Source organism: Streptomyces chilikensis (assembly GCF_001642695.1).
Classification (GTDB): Bacteria; Actinomycetota; Actinomycetes; order Streptomycetales; family Streptomycetaceae; genus Streptomyces; species Streptomyces chilikensis.
In genome coordinates this window covers 1-26928 of the sequence record NZ_LWCC02000131.1, presented here as the reverse complement: position 1 = coordinate 26928, position 26928 = coordinate 1, and the positions used below count along the sequence as shown (strand labels likewise).

Genomic DNA, 26928 nt, shown 5'->3' with positions numbered 1-26928 from the left:
CGCCCGCGGCCCTTGCCGCCCTCGGCCGCCGCGGCGGTGCCGCCCGTGCCGAGCGCCGCCGTCGAGGCGCCCAGCAGGGCGGCGCCCAGCACGGCCCGCCGTCCGGTGCCGCGGGCGGGGCCTGCCGGTTCTTCGGGGACTGCGGGGCCTGGGGTTCTCGCCATCGGTGCTCCCTCGTGAGATCACGACATCGGGTCGGCCGGATCGTAGGTGCGTGTACATGACGGTTGAAGGTCCCCGGGAGGACGGGGCGGAAAACAGCGGGTGTCGTCTCGCCCCGCCCCGGGCCGCGGCCTCGTGACGGGCGGACGTCGGGGCGCGCGGCGCGAGTGACGCCGTGTCAACACTGTGCAACGGATGCGTCAACCGGATGTGCGGGGCGGGCGCCCGCGCGAGTATCGTCCTCACCTGCACGGACTCGTCCGTTTCCGTCGGACCCCTTGACATGGGAGGGCTCGTTGTCCCGCTTCGCGCTCATCAAGGCAGTGCTCGGACCGATCATGCGCCTGATGTTCCGCCCACGCGTAGAAGGCGCGGAGAACATTCCCGGGTCGGGGGCGGTGATCCTGGCCGGAAACCACCTCACCTTCATCGACTCCGTCGTGCTCCCCCTGGTGACCGACCGGCAGGTCCTGTTCATCGGCAAGGACGAGTACGTCACCGGCAAGGGGTTCAAGGGCCGCCTGATGGCCTGGTTCTTCACCGGGGTCGGCATGATCCCGGTCGACCGGGACGGCGCGAACGGCGGCGTGGCGGCGCTGATGACCGGGCGCCGGGTCCTGGAGGAGGGCAAGGTCTTCGGCATCTACCCGGAGGGCACCCGCTCCCCCGACGGCCGCCTCTACCGCGGCCGCACCGGCATCGCGCGGCTGACCCTGATGACGGGCGCGCCGGTGGTGCCGTTCGCCATGATCGGCACGGACAAGCTGCAGCCGGGCGGCAAGGGCCTGCCCCGGCCGGGGCGGGTCACCGTCCGCTTCGGCGAGCCGATGGAGTTCTCCCGCTACGAGGGCATGGACCGCGACCGGTACGTGCTGCGGGCGGTGACGGACTCGGTCATGACGGAGGTCATGCGGCTCTCCGGACAGGAGTACGTCGACATGTACGCCACCAAGGCGAAGGCGGCCTGAACAAGGGACGCGTGATGCGCCGCGGCGCCCCGCGGCCGCGCCCCCGGCCCGCCCCCCTGGAAGGACCCGGCCCCGTCCCGCGGGCGGCGGGGCGGGGCCGAAGGCGCGTGGCGGCGCGGGGGGTCAGCCGCGGCGGGCGGCGGCCCAGACCTGCTGGGCGGCGACGTCCCGCTTGACCTCGGCGAGCTGGACGGCGACCGCGCTGGGGGCGGTGCCGCCGCGGCCGTCGCGGGAGGCGAGCGCGCCGGGGACGTTCAGCACCGTCCGCACCTCGGGCGTGAGGTGCTCGCTGATCTTGGCGAACTGCTCGTCGGTCAGCTCGTCGAGCTCCTTGCCGTCCGCCTCCGCGGCCTTGACGCACTCACCGGCCACCTCGTGCGCCACCCGGAACGGCACGCCCTGCTTGACCAGCCACTCGGCGATGTCGGTGGCCAGCGAGAACCCGGCCGGGGCCAGCTCCTCCATCCGCTCGCGGTGCACGGTGAGGGTGACCGTCATTCCCGTGAAGGCGGGGAGCAGGACCTCGAGCTGGTCGATGGAGTCGAAGACCGGCTCCTTGTCCTCCTGGAGGTCGCGGTTGTACGCGAGCGGGAGGGCCTTGAGCGTGGCCATCAGGCCGGTGAGGTTGCCGATCAGCCGGCCCGACTTGCCGCGCGCCAGCTCGGCGATGTCCGGGTTCTTCTTCTGCGGCATGATCGACGAGCCGGTGGAGAAGGCGTCGTGGAGGGTGACGAAGGAGAACTCCTTCGTGTTCCAGATGATGATCTCCTCGGCGATCCGGGAGACGTTGACGCCGATCATCGCGGTGATGAACGCGAACTCGGCGACGAAGTCCCGGGAGGCGGTGCCGTCGATGGAGTTGGCGGCGGAGCCGCGCTCGAAGCCGAGGTCCCTGGCGACGGCCTCCGGGTCGAGGCCGAGCGAGGAACCGGCCAGCGCGCCGGAGCCGTAGGGGGAGACGGCGGTGCGCTCGTCCCACTGGCGCAGCCGCTCGGCGTCCCGGGACAGGGCCTGGACGTGGGCCAGCACGTGGTGGGCGAAGAGCACCGGCTGGGCGTGCTGGAGGTGGGTGCGGCCGGGCATGGCCACGTCCGGGTGGGCCTCGGCGAGGCCGATCAGCGCGTCCTGGAGGTCGGCGATCAGGCCGCCCACGATGCGGGCGTGGTCGCGCAGGTACATGCGGAAGAGGGTGGCGACCTGGTCGTTGCGCGACCGGCCGGCGCGGAGCTTGCCGCCGAGGTCCGGGCCGAGCCGTTCGAGCAGACCGCGCTCGAGGGCGGTGTGCACGTCCTCGTCGGCGATGGTGCCGGTGAAGGCGCCGGAGGCGACGTCCCGCTCGAGCTGGTCGAGACCGGCGATCATGCGCTCGAGCTCGTCGGCGGTGAGCAGACCGGCCTGGTGCAGCACGCGCGCGTGCGCACGGGAGCCCGCGATGTCGTAGGGCGCCAGCCGCCAGTCGAAGTGGACCGACGCCGACAGCTTCGCCAGCGCCTCGGCGGGCCCGTCGGCGAACCGGCCGCCCCAGAGGCGGACGTCACCGCTGTTGCTGCTCACTTGCTGTGCTCCTCGTTGCCGAAGGCCGATGGGGTGCGACCACCGTGTCACATCGTCGCCATGCATGATTATGCGGCACCTCGCATGAATCGTCAATCGACCCTGCGCCGCGGGGTCACCAGGATGGCGGCGTCCACCCACCGGATGTCGGTGTACACGCCGCTCAACTCCGCCGGAAGATACGGGACATGGGTAAGTCATACGAACGGATCGACGACCGGCTCCGCGCCTTCATCGAGGCACAACCCGTCTTCTTCACCGCCACCGCACCGCTCGCCGCCGACGGCACGGTGAACCTCTCCCCCAAGGGCCTCAAGGGTTCCCTGGCGGTCCTGGACGAGCGGACCGTCGCCTACCTCGACTTCGCCGGGTCGAACGCCGAGACCGTGGCGCACCTGCGCGAGAACGGGCGGATCACCCTGATGTGGTGCGCCTGGCAGGGCCCGCCGACCGTGCTGCGGGTGCACGGCACCGGGGAGGCCGTCTTCCGCGACGACCCGCGCTTCCCGGAGCTGCTCGCCCGCTTCCCGGACGTCGAGGCGGGGGACCACGGCCTGCGGGCGGTCGTCGTGGTGACCGCCCGGACGATCCGTGACGCCTGCGGGTTCGCGGTGCCGCGCATGGTGTACGAGGGCGACCGGGAGCTGCACGCCCAGCGGTTCGCCCGCGAGGACGACGAGTCGCTGAGCGCCTACTTCGCCAGGAAGGACCACATCGCGACCAGCATCGACGGCCTTCCCGGCGTGCCGTTGCCGCTGCCCCCGGTGGCGCGCTGACGATGGGGGCATGCGCCAAGGTGCCGTCGCGGTCGCCCTCTGCCTGCCCCTGCTCTGCGCCGGGAGCCTCCCGGGAGCTCCGCCGCCGCTGCCCGGGCGGATGGCGGACACCGGGGGCGGCTCCCAGCTGATCACCGCCGAGGCGCGGGACACGGGCAGCACGGCCGGCACGGTCACCTGGTGGGAGCGCGCGGGGGCCGGCGGCCGCTGGGAGGCGGCCGGTTCGGCGCCCGCCCGCTTCGGGGCGAACGGCCTGGTGGACGGCGCCACCCGCCGCCAGGGCACGAACACCACGCCCACGGGGCTCTTCGGCCTGCCGTTCGCCTTCGGCGTCGCCCCCGCGCCCGCCGGAACCCGCGTCCGGTACCGCCGGGTGGGACCCGACTCCTGGTGGTGCCAGGACAACGGCTCCCGCGCCTACAACCGCTGGAGCGAGCCGCTGGCCGCCGACTGCCGGCCGGGTGAGGCCGAGCACCTGATCGCCTACCGGCGGCAGTACGCGCACGCCCTGGTCGTCGGCTTCAACTACCGCGAGCCGGTGCGGGAACGCGGCGCGGGCATCTTCCTGCACGTCGACGGCGACGGCGCGACGGCCGGCTGCGTCTCGGTGCCGGCCGACGCGATGCGCCGCCTCCTGCGCTGGGCCGACCCCTCCCGCGCCCCGCACATCGCCGTCGGCACCGCGGACGGGCCGACCGCGATCACCCGTTACTGACGCGGCGTCACGGGGCGGTGCGCCGGCTGTTCTGGGCCAGCGACAGCAGGTGGTCGGCGAGCGCCTGGCCGCCGGTCGCCTCCCGGCTGATCAGCAGCAGGGTGTCGTCACCGGCGATGGTGCCCAGGACGTCGTGCAGTTCCGCCTGGTCGATGGCCGAGGCGAGGAACTGCGCGGCCCCGGGCGGGGTGCGCAGGACCACGAGGTTGGCGGACGCCTCCGCCGAGATCAGCAGTTCGCCGGAGAGCCGCCGCATCCGCTCCTCCTTGGCGGACTCCCCCAGCGGCGCCCGGGGCGTGCGGAAGCCGCCCTCGCTGGGCACCGCGTAGATCAGCTCGCCGTCGGTGTTGCGGATCTTCACCGCGTTCAGCTCGTCGAGGTCCCGGGAGAGCGTCGCCTGGGTGACGCTCAGCCCGTCGTCGGCGAGCAGCTTGGCCAGCTGGCTCTGCGACCGCACCGGCTGCCGGTTGAGGATGTCGACGATCCGGCGGTGCCGGGCGGTGCGGGTCTGCGGCACGGCGGGCCCGCCGTGCTGCTCGTGGTCCTGCGCCTGACTCATCGTGTTCTGGGTCTCCGGATCCGGTCGTCCGCCCTCAGCGGGCTGTGGCATCGGCCGTGGCGAGGATGCCGGGGAGCGCCTGGAGGAAGGCGTCCGTCTCCGCGTCGGCGAGGGTCAGCGGGGGCATCAGCCGCACGACGTCGGGGGCGGGCGCGTTCACCAGGAACCCGGCCTCCTGGGCCGCCTGCTGCACCTGCGGTGCGAGCGGCCCGGTGAGCACGATACCCAGCAGCAGCCCCTCGCCCCGGACGTGGGAGACCAGCGCGCTGTCCAGCGCCTCGATTCCGGTGACCAGCCGCTCGCTCTGCCGCTTGACGTTGTCGAGCAGTCCCTCGCCCGCGATGGTGTCCAGGACGGCGAGGCCGGCCGCGCAGGCGACGGGGTTGCCGCCGAACGTGGTGCCGTGATGACCGGGCCGGAACAGCTCGGCGGCGCGGCCGAAGGCGACGGTGGCGCCCAGCGGCAGGCCCCCGCCGAGGCCCTTGGCCAGCGTGACGACGTCGGGCAGGACGCCTTCGTGGGCCTGGTAGGCGAACCAGTGGCCGGTGCGGCCGATGCCGGTCTGCACCTCGTCCAGGACCAGCAGCGCGCCGCTCGCGGCGGTGATCGCCCGGGCGGCCTTGAGGTAGCCGGCCGGGGGCACGACCACGCCGTTCTCGCCCTGGACGGGCTCGACGACCACCATGGCGGTCTCCTCGGTGACGGCGGCCGCCAGGGCCTGCGCGTCGCCGTAGGGGACGTGGGTGACCTCGCCGGGCAGCGGGAGGAAGGGCTCCTGCTTGCCGGGCTGGCCGGTGAGGGCCAGCGCGCCCATGGTGCGGCCGTGGAAGCCGCCCTCGGTGGCCACGACGTGGCCGCGGCCGGTCAGCCGGCCGATCTTGAAGGCGGCCTCGTTGGCCTCGGTGCCGGAGTTGCAGAAGAAGACCCGACCGGCCCGTCCGAACAGCTCGATCAGCCGCTCGGCGAGCGCCACGGTGGGCTCGGCGGCGAAGAAGTTGGAGATGTGGCCCAGCGAGGCGATCTGCCGGGACACCGCCTCGACGATCGCCGGGTGGGCGTGGCCGAGGGCGTTGACGGCGATTCCTCCGACGAAGTCGGCGTACTCCTTGCCGTCGGCGTCCCAGACCTTGACGCCCTCGCCGCGGGTCAGCGCCAGCCGGGGAGCGCCGTAGTTGTTCATCAGGGCGCCGTTCCAGCGCTCCTTCAGTTCGGTGTCGCTCACGACTGCCCCTCCTCGTCGGCGACGGCGGGCCCGTCGGGCACGACCATCGTGCCGATGCCCTCGTCGGTGAAGATCTCCAGCAGGATCGAGTGCTGGACCCGGCCGTCGATGACCCGGGCGTTGCCGACGCCGTTGCGCACGGCGTGCAGGCAGCCCTCCATCTTCGGCACCATGCCGGAGGACAGCTCCGGCAGGAGTTTCTCGAGCTCGCTCGCGGTGAGGCGGCTGATCACCTCGTCGCTGTGGGGCCAGTCCTCGTAGAGGCCTTCGACGTCGGTGAGGACCATGAGGGTTTCCGCGTCGAGCGCCGCAGCGAGTGCCGCAGCCGCCGTATCAGCATTGACGTTGTAGACATGTCCGTCGTCCTGGGAACGGGCGATCGACGAGACGACCGGGATCCGGCCGTCGGCCAGCAGCGCCTCGATGGCGCCGGTGTCGATCGCGGTGATCTCGCCGACCCGGCCGATGTCGACGAGCTCGCCGTCGATCTCGGCGAGGTGCTTGGTGGCGGTCAGGGTGTGCGCGTCCTCGCCGGTGAGGCCGACGGCGAGCGGGCCGTGCTGGTTCAGCAGCCCGACCAGCTCGCGCTGGACCTGTCCGGCGAGCACCATCCGGACCACGTCCATGGCCTCCTCGGTGGTGACCCGCAGGCCGGCCTTGAACTCGCTGACGATGCCGTGCCGGTCCAGCGCGGCGCTGATCTGCGGCCCGCCGCCGTGCACCACGACCGGCTTCAGCCCGGCGTGGTGCAGGAAGACGACGTCCTGCGCGAAGGCGGCCTTGAGCTGCTCGTCGACCATGGCGTTGCCGCCGAACTTGATGACGACGGTCTTCCCGCGGTGGCGGGTCAGCCAGGGCAGCGCCTCGATGAGGGTCTGCGCCTTGGGCAGGGCGGTGTGCCGCCGCGTGGGGCCGCTGCTGTTCTTCCCGTTCGTCGTCATGAGGAGTAGGCGCTGTTCTCGTGGACGTAGTCGGCGGTGAGGTCGTTGGTCCAGATGGTGGCGGTCTCGTCGCCGGCCGCGAGGTCCGCGACGATGTGGACCTCGCGGAAGCGCATGTCGACGAGTTCGCGGTCCTCGCCGACCCCGCCGCCCTTGCACACCCACACGCCGTTGATGGCGACGTTGAGCCGGTCGGGCTCGAAGGCGGCGGCGGTGGTGCCGATGGCGGAGAGCACGCGGCCCCAGTTGGGGTCCTCGCCGTGGATGGCGCACTTGAGGAGGTTGTTGCGGGCGATCGAGCGCCCGACCTCGACGGCGTCGGCCTCGGTGGCGGCGTTGATCACCTCCACCTTGATGTCCTTGCTGGCGCCCTCGGCGTCCCGGATCAGCTGCTGGCCGAGGTCGTCGCAGACCGCGCGGACCGCCTCCGCGAACTCCCCCTCGCCGGGCGTGATCCCGGACGCGCCGGAGGCGAGCAGCAGCACGGTGTCGTTGGTGGACATGCAGCCGTCGGAGTCGACGCGGTCGAAGGTCACCCGGGTGGCGTCGCGCAGCGCCCTGTCGAGGACGGCGGAGTCCAGGTCGGCGTCGGTGGTGATCACGACCAGCATGGTGGCGAGGCCCGGGGCGAGCATGCCCGCGCCCTTGGCCATGCCGCCGACGCTCCAGCCGTCCTTGGTGACCACCGAGGTCTTGTGCACGGTGTCGGTGGTCTTGATGGCGATGGCGGCCTTCTCGCCGCCGTGCTCGGTGAGCTGGGCGGCGGCCGTGCCGATGCCCGGCAGCAGCTTGTCCATCGGCAGCAGGACGCCGATCAGACCGGTCGAACAGACCGCGACCTGGGCGGCGTTCAGGCCGAGGACGTCGGCGGCCTTCTCGGCGGTGGCGTGGGTGTCCTGGAAGCCCTGGGGGCCCGTGCAGGCGTTGGCTCCACCGGAGTTGAGGACCACGGCGGACACCTCGCCGCCCTTGAGGACCTGCTCGGACCACAGGACCGGCGCGGCCTTGACGCGGTTGGAGGTGAAGACGCCCGCGGCGGCCAGGCGGGGGCCGTTGTTGACGACCAGGGCGAGGTCGGGGTTGCCGTTCTCCTTGATTCCGGCGGCGATGCCCGCCGCCGTGAATCCCTTGGCTGCCGTGACGCTCACTGCATCTCCTCGTTCGCTTCTCCGCCCGTGCGGCGCAACGGTGCGGCCATGGTCGTCCGCGGCCCGGCGGCCGCACACGCGTCGCTCACGGTGCGACTCCGATCGTGGAAAGTCCGGTGGTCTCGTCCAGACCCAGTGCGATGTTCATGCTCTGCACGGCGGCGCCGGCGGTGCCCTTGGTGAGGTTGTCGACGGCGGCGACGGCGATCACGCGGCCGGCCGCGGAGTCGTAGGCGACCTGCACCTGGACGGCGTTGGACCCGACGACGGACCCGGTGGCCGGCCACTGCCCCTCGGGCAGCAGGTGGACGAACGGCTCGTCGGCGTACGCCTTGGCGTAGGCGTCCCGCACGCTCTCCGCGGTGACGCCGGCCTTCGCCCTGGCGCTGCAGGTGGCGAGGATGCCGCGCGGCATGGGCGCGAGCACCGGCGTGAAGGACACGCTCACCCGCTCCCCGGCGACGGCGCTGAGGTTCTGGATCATCTCGGGGGTGTGCCGGTGGCCGCCGCCGACGCCGTAGGGCGACAGGGATCCCATGACCTCGCTGCCCAGCAGGTGCGGCTTGGCGGCCTTGCCGGCGCCGGAGGTGCCGGAGGCGGCGACGATCACGGCCTCCGGCTCGGTCAGGTCGGCGGCGTAGGCCGGGAACAGCGCGAGCGACACGGCGGTCGGGTAGCAACCGGGCACCGCGACGCGCTTGGACCCCTCCAGCGCGGCACGGGCGCCCGGCAGTTCGGGAAGTCCGTACGGCCAGGTGCCGGCGTGCGGGGAGCCGTAGAACGCCTCCCAGTCGGCGGCGTCGGCGAGGCGGAAGTCCGCGCCCATGTCGATCACCAGCACGTCGGGCCCGAGCTGCTCGGCGACGGCCGCGGACTGGCCGTGCGGCAGGGCGAGGAAGACCACGTCGTGCCGTCGGTCCTGTCCGGCGAGCACCTCGGGCGTGGTCGCCTCCAGTACCCGGTCGGCCAGCGGCAGCAGGTGCGGCTGCAGCGAGCCGAGCCGCTGTCCGGCGTTGGAGTTCCCGGTCAGCGCTCCGATCTCCACCCCGGGGTGCGCGAGCAGCAGCCGCAGCAGTTCCCCTCCCGCGTATCCACTCGCTCCGGCAACCGCCGCTCGTACCGTCATGGGTCCTCCCTGTCGATGGCACGACTATACGGTTCCCTGCATTTTTATGCAACGCCCTCGAAAGCGGCGGCGCGAGCCCGCCGTCACCGGCATCATGGCGTCATGGTCGCCGCATCGCCCGAAGGCCCGGTCGATCCGCCGCCCGCCGTGCTGGCGCTGGCCGGCGGCAGGCCGGTGCGGGCCGTGTGGCGCAACCTGCTGGGCGGGCTGACCTTCCGGATCGGCGCCGACGGCACGGACGACGTCCCCCGCTTCGCCAAGTGGGCCCCCGCCGGCAGCGGGCTCGACCTGGCGGCGGAGGCGGTCCGGCTGCGCTGGGCCGCCCGGCACACCGTCGTGCCGCCCGTGCTGGCCGAGGGCGCGGACGCCTCCGGCGCCTGGCTGCTCACCGGGGGCCTGGCCGGGACCTCGGCGGTGGACGAGCGGTGGAAGGCGGACCCGCTCACCGCCGTCCGCGCGATCGGCGCCGGGCTGCGGGCCCTGCACGAGGCGCTGCCGGTCGCGGACTGCCCGTTCGACTGGTCGGCGGAGCGGCGGCTGGCCAGGGTCCGCGCGCGGGTCGCCGCCGGTGACGTGGACCCGGCCGCGTGGTCGGGGGAACTGCGCCACCTCGGCACCGTCGCGCGCGCGGTGCGGCTGCTGGAGCGGCCGCCGCCCGTCGACCGGCTCGTCGTCTGCCACGGGGACGCCTGCGCGCCCAACACCCTGGTCGGCGACGACGGCGGGCCCGCCGGCCACGTCGACCTCGGCGCGCTGGGCGTCGCGGACCGCTGGGCCGACCTCGCCGTCGCCACCTGGAGCACGGGGTGGAACTACGGCCCGGGCTGGGAGGAACCGCTGCTCGACGCGTACGGGGTCGCGGCGGACCCGGAGCGGACCGCCTACTACCGCACCCTGTGGGAACTGACCGGCTGAGCCCCCGCGGGGAGCGGGGGCCGGGACCGCCCCTGCGCCGGCGCCGGCACTGGCGGAGTCACTGGAGCGGGATGTCGACGCCCCGTTCCGCGGCGGGCCTGGGCCCGTGGATGCGCCGGTCGGCCTCCCGGATGGCGACGTCGTCGATGCTCGCCTCGCGCCGCCGCATGAGGCCGCGTTCGTCGAACTCCCACAGTTCGTTGCCGTAACTGCGCCACCACCGGCCCCGCGCGTCGTGCCACTCGTACTGGAAGCGCACGGCGATCCGGTCCCCGTCGAACGTCCAGAGGCTCTTGCGCAGTGCGTAGTCCAGTTCCCGCTCCCACTTCCGCGTCAGGAAGGCGACGATCTCCTCGCGGCCGGTGACGAAGACGTCGCGGTTCCGCCACCTCGAGTCCTGCGTGTACGCCTGCGCCACCCGCAGGGGATCGCGGGTGTTCCACGCGTCCTCGGCCGCCTGGACCTTCCGCAGCGCGGTGTCGCGCGTGAACGGCGGGTAGGGCGGACGGTCGTTCACCACTGCGGCCTCCTCACGTGGAGAACGTGCGTTCTCCATCGACCTCGGGAACTAAGGTAGAGAACGATCGTTCTCGACGCAAGGACGGCGAGACGGCGAGACGGCGACACAGCAAGACGGCAAGGAGTTCCGATGCCCGCCCAGATCACCGAGGAACAGAACCGTCAGGCCCGTGAGGAGCTCCTCGACTCCGCGGAGACGCTCTTCTACGAACGGGGGATCCAGGCGGTGGGCATGGACCAGGTCCGCGTCGCGTCCGGTCTGCCCCTGAAGCGGATCTACCGGCTCTTCGCCACCAAGGAAGAACTGGTGGTGGCGGTGCTCAGACGTCGCGACGCGCGGTGGAGGGGCGCCCTGACCGCCCGGGTCCACGCGGTCCCGGATGCCCGGGACCGCGTGCTCGCGGTCTTCGACTGGCTGGCCGAGTGGTTCGCCGAGCCCGGCTTCCGCGGATGCGCCTGGGTCAACGCCTTCGGCGAACTCGGCTCGTCGTCCGAGGCCGTCCTGGCCGAGGTGCGTGCCCACAAGGACGCGTTCCGCGACCAGGTCGCCGGGTGGGTGCGCGCCGCCGGTGCGCCGGCCGCCGCCGAGCCGGTCTTCCTGCTCGCCGAGGGCGCCATCGTGACCGCGGGCATCAGCGGCGACCCGGCGGCCGCCCGTCACGCCCGGACGGCCGCCGCGACGCTACTGGGGGCGCACTGACCCGGGGCCGCGGCGGCCCCTCGGGTCCCTCACGCCCCGCCGTCGAGCAGACGGCGCGGCACGTCCTCCAGCATGGTCCTGATCTGCTGCTCGGTCACCCCCGACTCCCGCACGTGCGGCAGGACTTCCTCCCCGAGGTGCAGGTGGTGCCACTGCGGCAGCAGCGGCAGGGCGGCCGGGTCGATCCAGTCGATGTAGCAGGACGCGTCCTGCGAGAGCACCATGCTCCCGGCGTAACCCCGCCGGCACATCTCGACCAGCGTCGCGGCACGCTGCTCGAAGGTGACGTCCAGGTGGAGACCGAACCGGTCCATGCCCAGCACGAAGCCCTCGTCGGCGAGTTCGGCCAGGTAGTCGCAGTCGGTCGAGTCACCGCTGTGCCCGAGCACGATCCGCGACGGGTCCACCTGCTCCTCGTCGCACAGCACCCGCTTCACCTCGGCCGCGGTGCGGCTGCCGGGGTGGGTGTGCACGGTGACCGGCGCCCCGGTGCGGTGGTGCGCCCGGGCCACGGCCCGCATCACGCGCTCGACGCCGGGGGTGAGGCCTTCGGCGTCGATGGCGCACTTCAGCATCCCGGCCCGTACGCCGCCGCTGCCGGCGATGCCCTGGGTGATCTCGTCGACGAAGAGCTCGTCCATCGGGTCCGCCGTGCCGGGCACGAGCCCGGGGCCGCGGTACCGGAAGTAGAACGGCACGCTGTCGTACGTGTAGATGCCGGTGGCCACCACGATGTTGAGCTCCGGCACCTGCTCCGCGACCCGGCGCACCAGCGCGACGTCCCGGCCCATGCCGATCACGGTGGGGTCCACGATCGTCCGCACGCCCTGCGCCGCCAGCGCCCGCAGCCTGCTCACCGCGTCGGCGACCCGCGTCCCGTCGTCGCCCCACTCCCCCGGGCGGCTGCTCTGCACGTCGGCGGTGCGGATGAACAGGTGCTCGTGCATGTAGGTGCGGCCGAGCTCACCGGCGTCGACGTCTCCGCGAACGGTCGGGACGAGGCCCATGCTTCACGACCCCCTGTGTCACGGCGGGCAGGTCGCCGCACCGTACCGGGCGCCCGGCCGGCGGGCAATCGTCCCGGCGGGAATCCGTCCGGACGGATTCCCGCCGGGGTGGCCCTTCGTCAGGGTCGGCAATCCGCCGGGGTAGCGCTTCGCCAGGACGGCACCTCGTCGGCACGGCACTTCACAGGGACGGCGCTTCACCGCCCCGGCCGCTCACCGCGTCACAGGATCTCGGGCCGGGCCGGCTCGTCGGTCTCCCCTCCGCTCCGCCGGATGATGCTGATCATGCCGTTGGGCTCGAGGTACGCGCGCCTGATGTCCGACAGGTCCTCGAGGCCGTGCAGACGCAACTGGGCCTCCACCTCCTGTTCGGTCATCAGCTCCCGCCGCATGGCCCCGCGGTTGAGCCGCCCGTCCTCGACCAGCGGCCGGGGACGGGCCTTGAGGACGCGCGCCAGGGAGGGCCACCGGTACGCCACGGCGTCGATCACCAGGCTCCAGAAGACGATCGTGGCGGCCACCAGCAGGCCGTCGGGGACGGCGCTGCTGTCGCCCTCCAGGCTCGGCCCCATGGCCCCGGCGACCAGCACCACCACCAGGATGTCGCTGATGCCGAGCCCTCCGGACTCGCGCTGGCCGACCACCCGCATCATCGCCAGCAGCACCAGGAAGGAGACCGTGCCCCGCAGGAAGAGTTCCAGCGGCGGCACGCTCGGGACGAAGAGGGCGTTCCAGTCCGGCATGGCTCAGCCGTTCCCCCGGGGCCGCGCGGACAACCGGCGTCCCGCCCTCGCGTGGTCCGATCGGCCTACCGGGGCGGGCGGCCGACCCGGCTCGGGGCACACCGGGCGCCCCGGGGGCCTCCGCCGGCGCTCAGTACCCCGCCGTGACGGTGAGGTGGTAGGTCGTGTCGACGAGGAAGTCCCCGGCCTTCCCCTTGATCTCGAGCACGTAGTGCCCGGGGGCCAGCGGCTCCAGGCCGCCCCAAACGCCCCAGGCCAGGCGCCGTTCACCGTCGAGCCGGAAGCCCCCGCGGAACTCGCGCAGGGCGAGCCGCACGCCGTTGAGCGAGGCGTCGGCCCTCTCGAAGCGCATCGTGAGGTGGTCCTGCGAGTACTCCCAGGTGTGCTGGACGTTGAGCACCGGGAAGAACACGGGCCGCCCCGCGGGCATCGCGCAGCGGCGCTCCACGCGGCCGCCGTAGGTGCCGGCCAGGAACCACACGTCGGCCGGCTGGTTCCACGCCGCGTGCTCGCCGGTGGTGTCCCGGACGGGGCTGCGGTCGTCGGGCGCGGAGAGCGCCCACTTCCACCAGCGGCCGGCCAGGTGCCCGCCGTCGTCCTCGTCCATCCGCCAGAGACCGCCGGCCGACTGCGCGCTGCTCATGTGACGCCTCCTCGGGCGTTGGTCCGGTGGCCACCGCCCCTCCCCGGCGCGGGTGGAACGAATGTAGTGCGTCAGTGACAGCACCTTCTTCCCAGGGCGGGTCGGTGCAGCCTGTCAGCCGTGGGCGGACGGTGGCGCTTCCGGCCTCGCCTCGAGGGACGAGGCGTTCCGGAAGGCTCTCAGCACCTGCTTTCGGCTGCCCCCTGGACCGGTTACGTGAGGCAGGAATGATCAAGGAACGCGGAGGCAGCGGACCGGCTCCACCCAGATCCTGTCCGCCGCCAGGGAACTCACCCGCCTGGAACCGTCCTCGAAGCGGCCCGCGCCACGCTGGAAGAGACCTTCCGCAACACACCCCACGTCCTGGACGACCTGGCGGACGCCGAATGGGCCACCCTTTGCGGCCGACCGGTCCGCCTGCCCGCCCACCCCAGCCACCCCGCCACCCGTCTCGAGCAGGCCGGAGCGGATGCCTGCCGGCTCCTGCAGATCCTGCCGCCCCACCGTCGTGGCTCCCAGGCCGAGGCTCTGCGACAGATCATGGTGCGGAACTTCCTCGTCGATGCCCGCGGCGTCCTGCGTCCCCGCACCGAGAAGGACGGCCTGCCCGAAGGAGCCGTCCGGGTCATCTCGCCCTGCGACCTGGACGCACGCCGGGCCATCCGCGGCAACACCCGCTGGAGTGGCTGTCTGGTCCACGTCACCGAGACCTGCGACGCGGCCGCCCGCGTCAGCCTGATCGCGGACATCGCCACCACCAGTCCCATCCGGGACACTCGTCGACGACAGGTCAGTCGGAGAAGTTCCAGAACATGCCCACCTCGGTGTCGGAGACGACGACCAGGCCGCAGTCTTCCGAGTAAACGTCGCTCAGCGGGTTGTACCCCCAGTGCGACGTCGTGAAATCGAGTGCGCCAGGCACCGGGCCGGGCCTACTGACGTTGGTGTGGTAAGCGGCCTCATCCCCGTACCGGGCCAGGACCGTACGTGCCATCGCCCGCAGCTCTTCCTCGCTCTCGGTGAAGCGCTTCAGGTTGGACAGGGTGCAGCGGTCGTCCGTGAGGGCCAGCAGCAGGTTCTCGGCGCTGGGCCGGTCGATCTCGTGGAGGCGCTTCGCGATGTATTCCGGGGGGTGGACGGCGAACGGGAATGTGGGTGACCCCTCACGTTCCGGGAGTTGTGCGGCGTCGTCGAGACCGGTCCAGCCCCGGGGGTCCGGGACGGCCCGGGCCATCAACGCGAGGACGTCGAGGACCCAGTCCTCGTGGCGCCGCGGCCCCGTGGCGTCGTACGGGTACGCGTCCTCGAACAAGTGGCGTACGGCGGCTTCCCAGGAAGCCCGGTCGACGGACATGTGGTGCCGGCCTTTCTCCGCGGAACGCTGGAACTCGGGAGGGCTGCTGGAAGGGCCCGTCGTGGGAGTGGGCCGCCGAGCAGGAAAGTACCGGCGATGACCACGTCACGTCCGGTCCGTCGCGACAACACGGCGGACGATCCGCACACGGTCTCAGGAACCGCATCGCGGCCTGCTGACTGCCTCATACGCGATGGCGCCGTGCTCGCGGCCGCTCAGCCGCCGGCATGCTCAACCCGACTGCCAGTCGGACGGAAGCTCCGTCGGCACGGTGGGCCGGTTCTCGCAGTCGAACGCCTCGACGATCACATGGGCGGACCTCAGCAAGTAGGTGAGACGGTTCTTGTCGTCCCGGTCGGTCGTGAGAGAGTCCCGCATCCGACCCTGGAGCGGCATGCCGTCCTCCTGGCCCTCTTCGGTCAGGGGAACCTTGCACCTCACGTGAACGGACCGCAGCCTCGTCTCCTTCACGCCTCCCCATATGACCAGTCGCACGTCCGAGTTGACCGGGATCACGCGGACTTCGTCACCGAGCTCTTTCGGCTCAAGCTCGTCGAATCGTGCGACGGAGCCGCCGTAGCTGATTTCCATCGACCGCGAGGCTTCCCCGACGCCCTCGGGAACGATCTTGCACAGGGCGGGGTCGATCGACGGATGAGGCTTCTCGGTCCTCGACGGGTTCCATGCGTACGCGCTGGACTGAAACCACGCCTCGGCCTTGGCCACGTCGAGGGCGGTCCTGGTCGACTCCTCGGTCCGGGAAGCGGCCGCGGTCTCGGCCCATGCGATGCCTTCCCGCCCGATGAGCGTCTCGCAGGCCGTGGCCTTCGACGGCTGTGCCTCGTCGGCCCGACCATCGTCGTCGCACCCCGTGGCAATCGTGGTCAGGAGCACGGCAGCGGCCGACACGGCTGCACGAGTCAACAACTTCTGCATCCTCAATGTCCCCTCACGGCCCCGGTCTCCGTCTGGCGCGCGCCGTCCCCGTACACACCACGGGCACGCTCCATGATTTCCTGACGTTCCTCCGCGGAAAGGCCCTCCGCCATCATGTAATTGTTCAACGGCACCATGGCGTTGCGCTGACCTGCCTCCTTGGCATCGTCGACGGACGCGATGGCCTGCACCTTGTTCTCGAACTCGTTCTCCTTGAGCCAGTCGACGATGTGGTTGCTCATGACCGTCTCCGCGGCTCCGCCGGCGGTCTCGTACGCGATGGGAACCGCGATCATGGCCGCGCCCGCAGCGGGGATCATGACTGCCGACGCCACCCCCACTGTGGCTCCGACCACCGCACCGACGCCGAACTCCCGCCAGTTGGCCTGCTTCTGCAAGGCCATGTCCTGCTTCTCCTTCTCGTCGGCGAACTCGCTGCCAATGGCCTCCATGCGTGCTCCGTCGAGCATGCCGTGCATCAGCATGCTGTGCATGCCGGCGTTCAGCGCGGCGGCCTGGTTCTCCCCCTGCCCCGCCATCAAGCTGGAACCATAGAGCTGCTGCGCGGCCGAGAGGGTGTCGTAGGCGTCTTCGTCTCCGGCGACCACCCTGAGGAAATTCGTCGCTTGGACCTGCCCGAGATCACGCAGCCCGTTCTCCTCCGACCTGAAGAGCGCGTCCCGGCCGGCGAGCTCACCGGCTCCTCCGAAGTTGGCCATCGAGTAGTTGAGGGAATCGATGTGTCCAGCGGCGATACGCCCCAGACTGTCCGCGATGCCGTTGTGTTCCTCCACCTCGTCGCTTGAGGGAAAGGCACCCATGACCTGCTGTAGCAGGTTGAGCCGGGACTCTCGTGCCTCCCTCTGGGCCGCTGTGTCCAAGGGCGGGATCTTCGGTTCCGTGTCGTCATGGGCATACCCGAGAACACCTGCCTCGAGGGCATGGCCGAGAGCGTCGAATCCGATCGGCTTGCGATCTGGCGTTTTGATCCATTCGCGGGCGTCCTCGCCCTCTCCCAGCAGGTAGTCGAAGTTGCCGAGCGCTTTGTCGTCCTCGCCCGTACTGCCGCCGAAGAATTCGAGCGACGCCTGCGGATTGTGTCCCAGAGCCTCCAGGTATCCCACCAACGGATCGTGGGACGCGTCTTCTTCGGCTCCGGGTAATCGAGTGATGTGGTGTCGGTCCACATCTGGTCCGGGTCCAGGACGCCCTCACGCTCGTACGTGACCAGAGCCTTGCCGTAGTCCTGCAGGAACTTGGATTCGAAGCGGCCCTCGTGCATCAGACTGCTCATGATCTGGAAGCCCGTCGGACCGGTACCACCGGTGGTCATCCCCATCGGCGCCGGACCGGTGTTCAACGGGAACGACTTGTCTCCGGCAGCGATCAGGTCCTTCTTCCAGGCGTCCATGGCCGGGCTGTCGACGTGAGTCGCGTTGGCGAGCGACAGACTCAGGTTGTCCTGGACCTTCGCCATGATTTTCGCGGTGTCACCGTCGTGGGATCCCGTCGAGGGTGCGGCCAGGTCACGCCAGAACTGCAAGGTCCCCTCGGCACCCAAACCGGTGACGAATGCCTCGGTGAAGCCTGGGTTGTCCTGCTGGTCCTCCAGCATCGCGTTGAATCGGGCGATCTTCTCCTCGCTCCACGACCCGACGTTTCCGGCGGCGATCTCCTTGACCCACTTCTCGGCCTCCGCGGCGCCCTGCTCCCGGTCGGCCTCCGCAAGGCTCTTCGCACCGGCGTCGGTGAAGTCGTAATTGTCCGCGGCAAGCGCACGTAATGCACGGGCGGCGATACGGTCGGTTTCCGCGGCATCCCGGAGGATGCGGTCGACACGCTGTTGCGCCGCGGCGATGTCTTCCCGGGAGGGAACCGCGAAGTCCTCCCCCGTGTCCACCACCGGGCTGGAGGGGCCGACATAACTGACCGTGCCGCTCGGCGCGACCCTCATCTTGCGGGAGAGCAACTCGTCGATCAGGGTGCGCAACTGTTCCTGATACTTGCCGAGCTGGGCGTGCGCATCGCTCAGAATGCCCAGCACGCTCTTCGCCTGGGCCGCCGCGTCCTCGAACTGGGCCGCCGTTTTGGTGACGAAGGCGCGGGACACGGTGGCGTTGACGCCTTTCCAGTCGGCCGCCTCCGCCCTGGCGGCCAGATCGGCCGAGCTCACGGCGCCGTCTCCGCCGGCTGCCAACAGTTGCAGCCGGTCGAGCATGGTCTTCCAGTCGTCCACCGCGGACTTCAGCGTGCCCAGGCGCAGGTTGTTCAGCACGTCGGCGGTCAGCATGTCGCTCATGTCGGTTCTCTCCCCCTGCCGACGATCACTTGAGGTAATCGTTGATCCGCGACACCGACATCAGCTGACCGGCCGCGTCGCGCATGCCGGTCACCACGTCGTCCTCGTCCTTGGCGTGCTGGGCGCGGGTGAAGTCCAGGCCGTTGGAGATGTGTGCGCAGGCTTCGAGGAGCGTCCGGAGCTGGGTGTTCCACGCGTCGTGCACCTCGGTGAGGGCGGCGCCCATGTCCAGCCCGTCGTTGAAGAGGTCCACGGAGGCCCGGAAGGTGGCCGGGCGCGCGAAGTCGCCGTCGATGCGCAGCCGTTCGCGCAGTTCGAACGTCATGTTCCCCAGCTTGCCCAGCTGGTCGTCATGGACGACGAGGTCACCGTCCCCGGTGCCACCGCCCCCGCCGCCCGTTGCGGGGAGCTGGTTGAGCCGCATCCCCGACGCCGCGCGTGCGGCGGCGTCCTCCTTCAAGCGCGTCCACTCGTCCCATGCCATGACCGTGCGTCCTCCCCCGAGAAGCCGGAAACCGGAGCGGGTTCCGGCCTGAACAGTCGCATCAGTCCTAGCAGTCACTCACGTCCTCCGCCGCCCTCTCGGCCACCGGCTGGCGCGATCCGCGCGATGGCACTCTTGGGCTCCTGACCGGGTGGTGTGCGCGGGAACACCGTCCGAGCAGGGACGGAGCGCCGTCGTAGGCGCGCCGCTCACGGGCCTCCCCGGGGCCAGGTGATCGCGTCGTCGAGGGCGGAGTTGTCCGGTAATCCGCCAACGGGGCCGGAACCGGTCGGTGGGGCGGCGGCCGACTCGTGGAGCCCGGGGAGGCCCTCAGCCGCACGGGGCGGCGGGCCGCTGATACTCGCTGACCGCGCTCCTCCTCGTCCGTGCCTGCGCTGCCGCGTCAGGAGCGTCGACGAGATAGCCGAGTGGGCCCAGCAGGCCTCGGACAGCGTGCCGGCGGCTGCCGGGCTCCACCGGCATCCACTGAAATGGCGCCGTTCTCCCTCGCGGCCCCTTTCGGCCGGATGAACCTCGGGAACTGCCCGGAATCCCACTGTTCGCTGCTGTCGCGCCGTGGTGAGCCAATGATCACTGCCTGGGGCGCCAAACGACCAATCGCCCTGGACAGTGAAATGCGCATGCGCATTCCGCTTTCGAAAGCGCAGGAACCTGGGGGGGTTCGTGAAACCGATCGCACGTACATCGCTCATAACATCAGCGGCGCTGACCATGCTCGTATCCGGGGCGGCGATAAGCCTGCCGACAGCTCAGGCCGACGAATCCGCGGCAGGCCCGTCCACGGAACTGCTTGTCTCGCTGGGCCATGAGTACCTTGCGCAGCGCGCCGATGCGGTAACCGTCGGCGCGGCCAAGGCGAGCATGGTCACCAACGTGCCTGTCACCGCGAGCATGAACGTCGAACTCGACGTCGAGTACGAGAAGCTCTCGGACCTCGCTGTCGCGTATCAGGAAGCGGACGGCGGGTACAGCGGCGCGGAGGTGACCGTCACGCCGACCGGCGAGGTGGAGGTCAACGGCGACACCGCAACGCTGAACGTCGAAGAGGAAACGAAGCTGTTCAACGTCCTCACGGCCAAGGACCGGGCCGAGGGCACGCCCGAAGCCGAGGAATACGTCGTACCTCACGAACTCGTTTTCAAGCAGGCTGCGGACGGCGCGTGGCGCCTCGCGGACGACAAGGCGGACACGGGCGCCCTGCCGCCGAGTCACTACGCGGCCGAGCCGGACCTCACGCCCCTGACGGACGAAAGCGGCGGCGACCCGGACGGGCCTGAAGGCGACAGAGGCGAAGCGGCGGAGACCGGCGGAGACCCCGCCACAGATACGAAATCGGTGCAGATCTACGCCGGGTACAACTACCCGGCGATGGCCGCTTACGCGAACAAGCACTGGAAGAACTACAACAGCGACTACCGCAAGTACGACAACGACTGCACCAACTTCATCTCCCAGGCCATGCGGAAGGGCGGCTGGAAGACGACCTCCGGCAGCGTCTCGTCCCGCAAGGACAACAAGAAGTGGTTCTACGGCAGTTGGTCAAGCAGCACCAGCTACACCTGGGCCGGTGCCGAGAACTGGTATTGGTTCGCTCAGAAGCACTCCAAGCGAACCCACAGCCTGAAGTCCGTGTGGGACATGGGGCTCGCGGATGTCCTGCAAGCCGACTGGGACCGCAACGACAACATCAACCACACGATGATTGTCACCAAGAACACCAGCAAGGACCGGTACCTCACGTACCACACGCCCAGCACGCACAACCGGAGCATGAAGAAGATCCTCGCCAAGTACCCCAAGGCCTGGTGGTACGCCCACCGCACCTGAGACGCTGACGGCGAACCAAACCCCGGAGACAACCATGCGCAGGCGACACGTACTTGCAGCCACACTGGCAGCTGCAGCCCTCGCTGCTGTGCCGGCATGCGGGGCCTCGGACGCGGGATCTTCCAGTAGCCCGCCGCCGGGCGCGTCGGACACCGTGCAGAACTACGTCCAGGCCCTCAACGACCGAGACACGAAGGCCCTCCTCGCGGTGGGCGCCGCTCCCGACAAGCCATGGTCACGCCGGCAGGCGAACAAGATCATCGAGTCCAGGGGCGGGAAAGGCCTCACCATCACGAAGGCGCCCATCGAGTACGAGCAGATGGGCGACTACATGGGCAAGGCCGCACTGACAACCTCCGACGAGGGCGGGAAGACCGTGCGCGAAACGGTGGATCTTATCCACGAAGACGGCCACTGGCACGTAGTCCTCTTCGAGTGGCCGCAGAGCGACAAGACCACCTCGGCGACATAGCCCCACCGCGAACCAGGGATTGATCAAGCTCCGTGGGCGTCACCAACAACCGTGACGTCCACGGAGCTTGATAAGCCCTGGGTGCCTCACCTTGCCTCGCCTGACGCCTGCCGGCCCCTCCTGCTGCGCGGCGGGGCTCCCCGGTGTCCTCGCGCTTCTCCATGACCTGGGCCGTTCAGCCCTTACGCGCTTTGAGGAGACCAACTGGCGGCTACACCCTCAACCCGTCGAACCATTCCTGCAGGCCTGTAGGAGACGGCCCGCACTCGGCATAGGTCTTCTACTGACGCCGCCGCTCCGGCAGCTTCCGCTCCAGCCGGTCGGCGACGAGATGCGCGGCGCTGTAGACCTTCCGCGGCAGCCCCTGCGCCAGGGCGTCGGTGACCTCCACCACGCCCGCCCCGCGCCCCAGCCACCGGCAGACCGCGGGCACCAGCTTCCGCACCTGCCGCTCATTCAGCCGCAGCCGCGCGTCCACTGCCCCCAGCCGCCGCAGGATCCGCGCGGCCTCCGCCTCCCGCGCCGACTCCTGCTCGTTCTTCTCGCCCTCCCCGCCACCGCCGCACGCGGCCTCGGGCCGCTCCCGCACCCGCTTCCGGCGAGGGGCAGGGGAGGGCTTTCGCCCGTCCTTTCCCCAGTCCTTCTCCCCGCAAGGGGACGTGCCCGCCTTCCTGGCAGCCGCCCCACCGGTGACCGGACGGGTGGGAACCGGAACCGAAGCGGCCCCCGCCCCCGCCCCGGCCGCTGCCACCGGGTCCTCGAACACGTCCACGCCCGACACGATCAGCCCCGACTCCGGGTCCCGTTCGGTCCGCGTCACCCAGTACCCGAGCGCCCTCAACTCCCCCACCGCCTTCGCCACCGCGGCCCGCCCCTGCGGGTACTTCTCGCTCAGCGTGCGGACGTTCTCCCGAACACCGTCGGGGAGGGAGAGCACGAGCGCGAGGATTCCGCGCGCCGTGTGTGACATGCGAGGGTCCTGGATCGCCTTGTTGGCCACGATCAGGAAATCCCGCTCATGCGCGGGGATACGATGAATCCGCATTGGGAGCCACTCACTCCTGGTGCCGGGCCCCGGGGTGTCACCAGCACCGCCGGGGTCACCTCTGTTCCCCGCGCTCCTGCGCGGGCTGCTGACACCCTGTCAGCCCCACGACATCTCGGGCAAGTTATCCCAAATAGGTCATCTCATACGACTACCCTCTCCCGCCATCGGCCTCCTCCGCCTGGAGATCGCCAACGCCCGCACCGAGCACCACCCACCCGCCAACACCCCGAACGCGCCGCTCTCATAAGCGGAGTCAGGCCGCGGCCTCCACATCGTGGACACCCTCGCCGACATCAAGGTGCTCTCCGCCGGACCGTGTTGCGGGGCATGAGGTGGTCGACGCCTGAGCGGCTCGTCGCTTCGTCGCGGCGAGTGCTGGAAGACCGCGGTGCTCCCGGGTGTTGTCTCCGGGTATGAGAATCAGCGAGGCTTCCAGGGTCAGCGGTGTGAGTGCGAGATCGCTGCGGTACTACGAGAATGAGGGCCTGATCGTCCCCGGCCGTTTCAGCAACGGGTTCCGCGACTACTGCCGGTCCACGATCGACCGGGTGCTCGTCATCCGCTCGTTACTGGAGTCCGGGCTGCCCGTGCGGTTGATCAGGGACCTCCTGCCCCGGCTCACCGACGAATCCGGTGCCGGCGGCGACACGGTGTGCGCGGAGTTCCTGCACGAGGTCCAGGACTACCGCGACCGGCTCGCTGCTCGCATCGCCGCACTCAGCGATCAGCAGGCGGCGCTCGACGCCTACCTCCGGGAGGCCCGCCGTACTGATTCCTGAGGCCACTTGACCTTGACGTAAGTGTCAGCTTCCTACGCTCGGCGCATGGAGACCAACGAGCGGCAGAACACCGCTGAGCAGACGGTACGCGCACTGGTCCAGCAGTCCCGTCGGGGGCCGGAGGATCTGATCCTGACGACCGATCGCCCCCGCCCCACGCCGGGGCCCGGCGAGTACCTCATCCGCGTGGGCGCCGCCGGGATCAACTTCGCCGACGTCATGCAGACCCGGGGAACGTACGGCGGAGGCCCACAGGCCCCGTACGTGGCGGGCTTCGAGGCCGCCGGCGAGATCGTGGGCATCGGCCCGGACGTCGAGAGTCCGCTTCGGCTCGGCACCCACGTCGTGGGAACCGGACCGGGCGCGTTTGCGCAGTACATGACGATGCCGGCCGCGGGTGTCCTTCCGGTGCCGTCCGGCTGGAGCGACGCCGAGGCACTCGGCATGGTGCTGAACTGGGCCACCGCCCTGGCGGCGCTGAAGCCGCTGGGCGAGGTCAAGACGGGGGAGGTGGTGCTCGTCCATGCCGCGGCCGGCGGGGTGGGACAAGCCGCCGTGCGCCTCGCCCGTCACTACGGCGCGCGCGTGATCGCCACGGCGTCACCGGCGAAGCACGACACCGTCAAGGCCCTCGGCGCCGACGAGGTCCTGGACAGCCGGCGCCCCGACCTGGCGGAGGAGATCACCCGCCTGACCGGCGGCGTCGACCTGGTCCTCGAATCGGTGGGAGAAGCCACCTTCAGGGCCAGCCTGTCGGTCACCAAACCCTTCACCGGACGCGTCGTCGTGTTCGGCGCCGCCTCCGGCGACGCCACCCTGACCACACACGATCTGGTCTTCACCCACCAGGTCCAGGTCAAGGGCCTGCACATCGGTGCGCTGGCGGTCGCGGCCCCGTCCGTCTACCGGTCGCTGCTCGTCGAGATCGAGGCCCTCATCGCCCACGGCGTGTACACACCCGGCACCCCCCACGTCCATGCTCTGGCCGAGGGACCGGCGATCCTGCGGCAACTCGAAGCCGGCCAGACCCGCGGCAAGCACGCCCTCGACCCCTGGCGCCAGGAACGCCCGTGACTCGCCCCGGTGCCCCGCACACCCCCGCCCGGTCCGCCGAGTTCGCACCACTCGCTAACGTAAGCGCATGCCCGCCGCACACCTCGTCCTGATCAGCGACCGCATCGCCCTGTCCTGGGTGCTCACCGAGCAGCGCATGGCGTTCCCGCCCACGCGGGCACGGGCGGTCCGGCAGATCTCCGAGGGGGACGAGGTGTTCCTGTACTCCACCCGCGGCTGCTTCGGGAACCCGACCCGCGACGTCGGCCGGGTCATCGCCACCGCCCGCGTCACCGAGGCGCCCCGCACCCTCGACGAGCCGGTCGTCTTCGGCGAGCGGCGGTTCACCGAGGGGTGCCGCCTGGCCGTCGACGGGCTGGCCCCCTTCCGTGAGGGCCTCTCCCTTCGCGAGCACGTCGAGCGGCTCAGCGTCTTTCCCGACCCGAAGACCTGGAGCGTCCGCCTCCGCCGCGCCTCCCTGCAGCTCCCGCCGCAGGACGCCGATCACCTTCGCGAGGCGGTCCGGCTGTACCTCAAGCCGTACGCCGAGGCGGTCGACGCCTACCGCTGGCCGCGCTGACGGATCCGCACCCGGCCGGGGCGTGGTGCGAGGGCGCCGGCCAGGACCGGTCCGTCGCTGAAGGGTGGGGTCGTTGTCGGTGGTGCCGTGCATGATCGGCGTGTCACTTCTCCCAGAGGACGGGGCGCCACCGTGCCGATCACGAACCAGCAGGTAGCAGGACGCGCGTTCCTGCGGCAGCTGTACGCGGACTCGTACTACCCCGATCACGTCGTCGACGAAGGCAGGGCGATCCTGCTGCGACTGTGCGAGCGGATCGAGGCCGAGCGGCCGTCGGACCTGGCGGCTCTGTATGCGCTCACCCAGGACGCGACGGAGGAGTTCAACCTCCTGGACGCGAAGTTCGAAGCGTCGGGAAGCGGGATCGAGACGGTCGCTCGGGAAGAGATCGCCGAGGACTTCTGGTTCGTGGCGTCGGCCTACGGGTTCGCGGACGCGGACGTGGAGGAGTTGATCGCCACCCGGGACTGGTGAGCGGCGGATCGGCGGCCGGCTGCCGACTCGGCGTGAAGCGTCGCGGATCGCGATCGGCAGGGCTTGCCCCGTGCCATCCGTGGGGACCGATGAGGGGCACAGCGCAGCCGAGCGGAAACGACGGCTGCCCGAAGCTCTCCTTCGCGAGGGAAGTGCTCGCGAGCCGGCTCGGCACGGCCGGCTCCCGAGCATCGGTGAGAAGCGGGGAGGGAGGGGGGTCACCGGCTGCGCCGGGCGTGAACCATCCGGCGCCGTAGCGTCTCCAGGACTCCCTCGTCGCCGAAAGTTCCGGACGTCTCTCCCGGCCCAGCGCCGCACGCTGTCCAGGCTCGGCAAGCCCGTCGGCGCCACCCGCCGGCCTCAGTAAGCCGTCAAGTAGACCCGTGCGCGGGTGCCGGCCTCTTCGCCCACGTGCATCTCAATCCCTTGGACGTGTCCGCGCCGGCTGTCCCCTGTGCAGGGCGGGCAGGCCGAAGCCTCTCGAACGTCCTTCAGCTCTTGGGGCGGCGTGAGCCCCAGGTGCTCGAATCCGTCGCCGCTGAGTGAAGAACCGGACGTCATGATTCTCAGCGGGCTGTCCGGCCGTAGGTCCTCGGCGATGACCTCAGCGGTCCTCTCATCGGTCACAAAGGACAGAAGGTAAAGCTTCTCCTGCGGTTGTACCCGAACCGCGCCCTTCACCTCCCCAGCTTTTTCGGGTATCCGCACCTTCATGAACGCCGCGGCTTCGGCGGCGCCGGCGCCCTTCTCCCAGTACGGGTGGACGTCACGGCGTGCGGTGCGGTCCGCCGAGGAGGGGGTACAGGCGGCGAGGAGCAGACTGCCGGTCATGACCGCGACCACGGCAGTGGGGGCGCTACGCATGGGCTTGCTCCAGAATCTCACCGGTTCTCCTCGTCTCCCCGGGAGACGTCTCCGCGCGTTCCCTCACGTCCGGGGTCGGTCGGCGCACCACCGGACACCTGCCCGTTGAGGTCGTGAGTGTAGGAGGCATTGCTGCCCCGCATGTCGAATTCCCGGGCGATGCCGACCCGGTGCAGTCGCCCCATGTCCTTGTCCTCGATGGTGACACCGCCTGGGAAGGTGGTGGCCTTGCCCTGGTCCCAGTTGTAGCGATCCCAGACGTTGACCTGGTAGTCGAGCGAAACCTTGGGAGGGCCACCGTCCGCGCCGGGCGTCACGATGACCATCCCGCTGACATTCTGCGCGTGCGAGCCGACCGCGTGAAACCATTCGTCACTTTGCAAGGTCCGGTGCTTGGCGTCGCTCTCGACCGGGACGACCACGGTCTTGTCTCCTCCGGCCCGATGGAACTCTTCGAGGGCCTGCTGACGCCAAGCGTCCTGGTGGGCTGCCAGATGGTCCTGCTCGATCTCTTTACGGAAACCGCCGTCGTCGTGGAGCATGCGGTCGACGTCCAACGACAAGGTTTCGCCTGTTCCATCCAGGTAGTGGAGCATGTTGCGCGATGCGCCGACGTTGCCCACGAGATCCCCGGCTGTAGCGATGGAGAGAGCCAGTGCGTGGAGACTCACATCCCGAAGGAGTCACTTCTTCGACACCCCACTCGCCAGAACCCGCATCAGGCGCTTTCCAGGGGTACAACGGGGCGGCAATCCCTGCAGCCAGCAGTTCCTTGCCCCGCTGCTCCCACAGGATGCCACGCGTCACCGGATCAAGGTCACGCCACCATTCCGCGACGGCCTTCTTCCCTTCGGGCATGTTGGCGGCCTTTCCGGCCTCCTGGAAGGACGGATACGGGCTGGGCTCCGGGTGCCGGTTGAACCCGTCGATCGTGCCGTCCATGGCGTCGGAGTCGCGGACGACCGACTGAGCTTCTTCAGCGTTGCCGCTCCAGGGTGAGGACCGCCTTGGCGATTGACGTCATGCGGTTCGGACTGCA

30 protein-coding genes are annotated in these 26928 nt (G+C 70.6%); 11 read left to right on the top strand and 19 right to left on the bottom strand.

All coding sequences use genetic code 11. The annotated features are described in order from the left end of the window. The first annotated feature begins 500 nt into the window (after positions 1 to 500). Positions 501 to 1130, top strand: a complete 630-nt coding sequence (locus A2U95_RS26730) for a lysophospholipid acyltransferase family protein (protein ID WP_240958189.1) — start codon at positions 501 to 503, stop codon at positions 1128 to 1130. A 123-nt stretch (positions 1131 to 1253) separates the two neighbouring features. Here A2U95_RS26730 and argH read toward each other — a convergent pair whose 3' ends face one another. Further along, positions 1254 to 2684 (bottom strand): argininosuccinate lyase, encoded by a 1431-nt coding sequence (gene argH / locus A2U95_RS26725; RefSeq protein ID WP_166027674.1) that lies wholly within the window; start codon positions 2682 to 2684, stop codon positions 1254 to 1256. A 188-nt stretch (positions 2685 to 2872) separates the two neighbouring features. Here argH and A2U95_RS26720 point away from each other — a divergent pair, with 188 nt between their 5' ends. After that, a complete protein-coding gene (locus A2U95_RS26720) occupies positions 2873 to 3460 on the top strand; it encodes a pyridoxamine 5'-phosphate oxidase family protein (RefSeq protein ID WP_166027672.1) in 588 nt (195 codons plus the stop codon). A 10-nt stretch (positions 3461 to 3470) separates the two neighbouring features. Then, positions 3471 to 4175: a L,D-transpeptidase family protein gene (locus A2U95_RS26715; protein ID WP_166027670.1), complete on the top strand. Its 705-nt coding sequence runs from the start codon at positions 3471 to 3473 to the stop codon at positions 4173 to 4175. A 7-nt stretch (positions 4176 to 4182) separates the two neighbouring features. On the opposite strand, the gene A2U95_RS26710 is transcribed toward A2U95_RS26715, so the two are convergent. From A2U95_RS26710 to argC, 5 genes are all read right to left on the bottom strand, one after another. Then, a complete protein-coding gene (locus A2U95_RS26710; protein ID WP_166027668.1) occupies positions 4183 to 4734 on the bottom strand; it encodes an arginine repressor in 552 nt (183 codons plus the stop codon). Positions 4735 to 4768: 34 nt separating this feature from the next. Continuing rightward, entirely contained in the window at positions 4769 to 5956 is a 1188-nt protein-coding gene (locus A2U95_RS26705; RefSeq protein WP_166027666.1) for an acetylornithine transaminase, read from the bottom strand. Next, positions 5953 to 6897, bottom strand: a complete 945-nt coding sequence (gene argB / locus A2U95_RS26700) for an acetylglutamate kinase (RefSeq protein ID WP_166027664.1) — start codon at positions 6895 to 6897, stop codon at positions 5953 to 5955. Before argB ends, A2U95_RS26705 begins: the two co-directional genes overlap by 4 nt. Then, complete coding sequence (gene argJ / locus A2U95_RS26695; protein ID WP_166027662.1) at positions 6894 to 8045, bottom strand: bifunctional glutamate N-acetyltransferase/amino-acid acetyltransferase ArgJ; 1152 nt, start codon at positions 8043 to 8045, stop codon at positions 6894 to 6896. The genes argB and argJ overlap by 4 nt, the downstream gene beginning before the upstream one ends. A gap of 85 nt (positions 8046 to 8130) precedes the next feature. After that, positions 8131 to 9171 carry an N-acetyl-gamma-glutamyl-phosphate reductase gene (gene argC, locus A2U95_RS26690; RefSeq protein ID WP_166027660.1) on the bottom strand — a complete coding sequence of 347 codons (1041 nt, stop codon included), beginning with the start codon at positions 9169 to 9171 and terminating at the stop codon, positions 8131 to 8133. A 102-nt stretch (positions 9172 to 9273) separates the two neighbouring features. Here argC and A2U95_RS26685 point away from each other — a divergent pair, with 102 nt between their 5' ends. Beyond that, entirely contained in the window at positions 9274 to 10086 is an 813-nt protein-coding gene (locus A2U95_RS26685; RefSeq protein ID WP_166027658.1) for an aminoglycoside 3'-phosphotransferase, read from the top strand. A gap of 58 nt (positions 10087 to 10144) precedes the next feature. Here A2U95_RS26685 and A2U95_RS26680 read toward each other — a convergent pair whose 3' ends face one another. Continuing rightward, on the bottom strand, positions 10145 to 10603 hold the full coding sequence (locus A2U95_RS26680) for a nuclear transport factor 2 family protein (RefSeq protein WP_206283072.1): 459 nt from the start codon (positions 10601 to 10603) through the stop codon (positions 10145 to 10147). 132 nt (positions 10604 to 10735) lie between these two features. On the opposite strand from A2U95_RS26680, the gene A2U95_RS26675 reads away from it, so the two are divergent. Continuing rightward, a complete protein-coding gene (locus A2U95_RS26675; RefSeq protein WP_166027654.1) occupies positions 10736 to 11305 on the top strand; it encodes a TetR/AcrR family transcriptional regulator in 570 nt (189 codons plus the stop codon). Positions 11306 to 11334: 29 nt separating this feature from the next. On the opposite strand, the gene A2U95_RS26670 is transcribed toward A2U95_RS26675, so the two are convergent. From A2U95_RS26670 to A2U95_RS26630, 9 genes are all read right to left on the bottom strand, one after another. Beyond that, positions 11335 to 12312: a phosphotriesterase family protein gene (locus tag A2U95_RS26670; RefSeq protein ID WP_166027652.1), complete on the bottom strand. Its 978-nt coding sequence runs from the start codon at positions 12310 to 12312 to the stop codon at positions 11335 to 11337. Between the two features lie 221 nt (positions 12313 to 12533). Continuing rightward, positions 12534 to 13055, bottom strand: coding sequence for a DUF421 domain-containing protein (locus tag A2U95_RS26665; protein ID WP_166027650.1), 522 nt, complete (start codon positions 13053 to 13055; stop codon positions 12534 to 12536). A 130-nt stretch (positions 13056 to 13185) separates the two neighbouring features. Continuing rightward, positions 13186 to 13698, bottom strand: coding sequence for a hypothetical protein (locus tag A2U95_RS26660; RefSeq protein WP_166027649.1), 513 nt, complete (start codon positions 13696 to 13698; stop codon positions 13186 to 13188). A 231-nt stretch (positions 13699 to 13929) separates the two neighbouring features. Further along, positions 13930 to 14397 carry a hypothetical protein gene (locus A2U95_RS26655; RefSeq protein WP_166027647.1) on the bottom strand — a complete coding sequence of 156 codons (468 nt, stop codon included), beginning with the start codon at positions 14395 to 14397 and terminating at the stop codon, positions 13930 to 13932. A gap of 91 nt (positions 14398 to 14488) precedes the next feature. Beyond that, entirely contained in the window at positions 14489 to 15052 is a 564-nt protein-coding gene (locus A2U95_RS26650) for a hypothetical protein (protein WP_166027645.1), read from the bottom strand. Between the two features lie 231 nt (positions 15053 to 15283). Then, a complete protein-coding gene (locus A2U95_RS26645; protein ID WP_166027643.1) occupies positions 15284 to 15988 on the bottom strand; it encodes a hypothetical protein in 705 nt (234 codons plus the stop codon). A 2-nt stretch (positions 15989 to 15990) separates the two neighbouring features. Then, the gene (locus A2U95_RS33865) at positions 15991 to 16596 is read right to left on the bottom strand and encodes a hypothetical protein (RefSeq protein WP_166027641.1); all 606 of its coding nucleotides are present in this window, start codon (positions 16594 to 16596) and stop codon (positions 15991 to 15993) included. Then, positions 16527 to 18287, bottom strand: coding sequence for a hypothetical protein (locus tag A2U95_RS33860; protein ID WP_166027639.1), 1761 nt, complete (start codon positions 18285 to 18287; stop codon positions 16527 to 16529). The genes A2U95_RS33865 and A2U95_RS33860 overlap by 70 nt, the downstream gene beginning before the upstream one ends. Before the next feature lie 25 nt (positions 18288 to 18312). Beyond that, complete coding sequence (locus A2U95_RS26630; RefSeq protein WP_166027637.1) at positions 18313 to 18771, bottom strand: hypothetical protein; 459 nt, start codon at positions 18769 to 18771, stop codon at positions 18313 to 18315. A 684-nt stretch (positions 18772 to 19455) separates the two neighbouring features. Between A2U95_RS26630 and A2U95_RS26625 the strand changes: the two genes are divergently transcribed. Both A2U95_RS26625 and A2U95_RS26620 read left to right on the top strand, forming a co-directional pair. Beyond that, positions 19456 to 20619 carry an amidase domain-containing protein gene (locus A2U95_RS26625; protein WP_166027635.1) on the top strand — a complete coding sequence of 388 codons (1164 nt, stop codon included), beginning with the start codon at positions 19456 to 19458 and terminating at the stop codon, positions 20617 to 20619. 154 nt (positions 20620 to 20773) lie between these two features. Further along, positions 20774 to 21091: a hypothetical protein gene (locus A2U95_RS26620; RefSeq protein WP_166027619.1), complete on the top strand. Its 318-nt coding sequence runs from the start codon at positions 20774 to 20776 to the stop codon at positions 21089 to 21091. A 280-nt stretch (positions 21092 to 21371) separates the two neighbouring features. Here A2U95_RS26620 and A2U95_RS33450 read toward each other — a convergent pair whose 3' ends face one another. Then, positions 21372 to 22061 carry a helix-turn-helix domain-containing protein gene (locus tag A2U95_RS33450; protein WP_166027617.1) on the bottom strand — a complete coding sequence of 230 codons (690 nt, stop codon included), beginning with the start codon at positions 22059 to 22061 and terminating at the stop codon, positions 21372 to 21374. 491 nt (positions 22062 to 22552) lie between these two features. Here A2U95_RS33450 and A2U95_RS26610 point away from each other — a divergent pair, with 491 nt between their 5' ends. The 4 genes from A2U95_RS26610 to A2U95_RS26595 all read left to right on the top strand — a co-directional run bounded on the left by A2U95_RS26610 (position 22553) and on the right by A2U95_RS26595 (position 25025). Beyond that, entirely contained in the window at positions 22553 to 22918 is a 366-nt protein-coding gene (locus A2U95_RS26610; protein ID WP_166027615.1) for a MerR family transcriptional regulator, read from the top strand. Between the two features lie 45 nt (positions 22919 to 22963). After that, the gene (locus A2U95_RS26605; RefSeq protein WP_166027613.1) at positions 22964 to 23992 is read left to right on the top strand and encodes an NADPH:quinone oxidoreductase family protein; all 1029 of its coding nucleotides are present in this window, start codon (positions 22964 to 22966) and stop codon (positions 23990 to 23992) included. Positions 23993 to 24059: 67 nt separating this feature from the next. After that, the gene (locus A2U95_RS26600) at positions 24060 to 24551 is read left to right on the top strand and encodes a hypothetical protein (RefSeq protein ID WP_166027611.1); all 492 of its coding nucleotides are present in this window, start codon (positions 24060 to 24062) and stop codon (positions 24549 to 24551) included. Between the two features lie 132 nt (positions 24552 to 24683). Continuing rightward, the gene (locus tag A2U95_RS26595) at positions 24684 to 25025 is read left to right on the top strand and encodes a DUF5713 family protein (protein WP_166027609.1); all 342 of its coding nucleotides are present in this window, start codon (positions 24684 to 24686) and stop codon (positions 25023 to 25025) included. Positions 25026 to 25385: 360 nt separating this feature from the next. Here the strand turns inward: A2U95_RS26595 and A2U95_RS26590 are convergent, their stop codons facing one another. Continuing rightward, positions 25386 to 25910, bottom strand: a complete 525-nt coding sequence (locus tag A2U95_RS26590; protein ID WP_240958177.1) for a hypothetical protein — start codon at positions 25908 to 25910, stop codon at positions 25386 to 25388. Further along, positions 25907 to 26512, bottom strand: a complete 606-nt coding sequence (locus tag A2U95_RS26585; protein WP_166027607.1) for a hypothetical protein — start codon at positions 26510 to 26512, stop codon at positions 25907 to 25909. Before A2U95_RS26585 ends, A2U95_RS26590 begins: the two co-directional genes overlap by 4 nt. Positions 26513 to 26928: the final 416 nt, after the last annotated feature.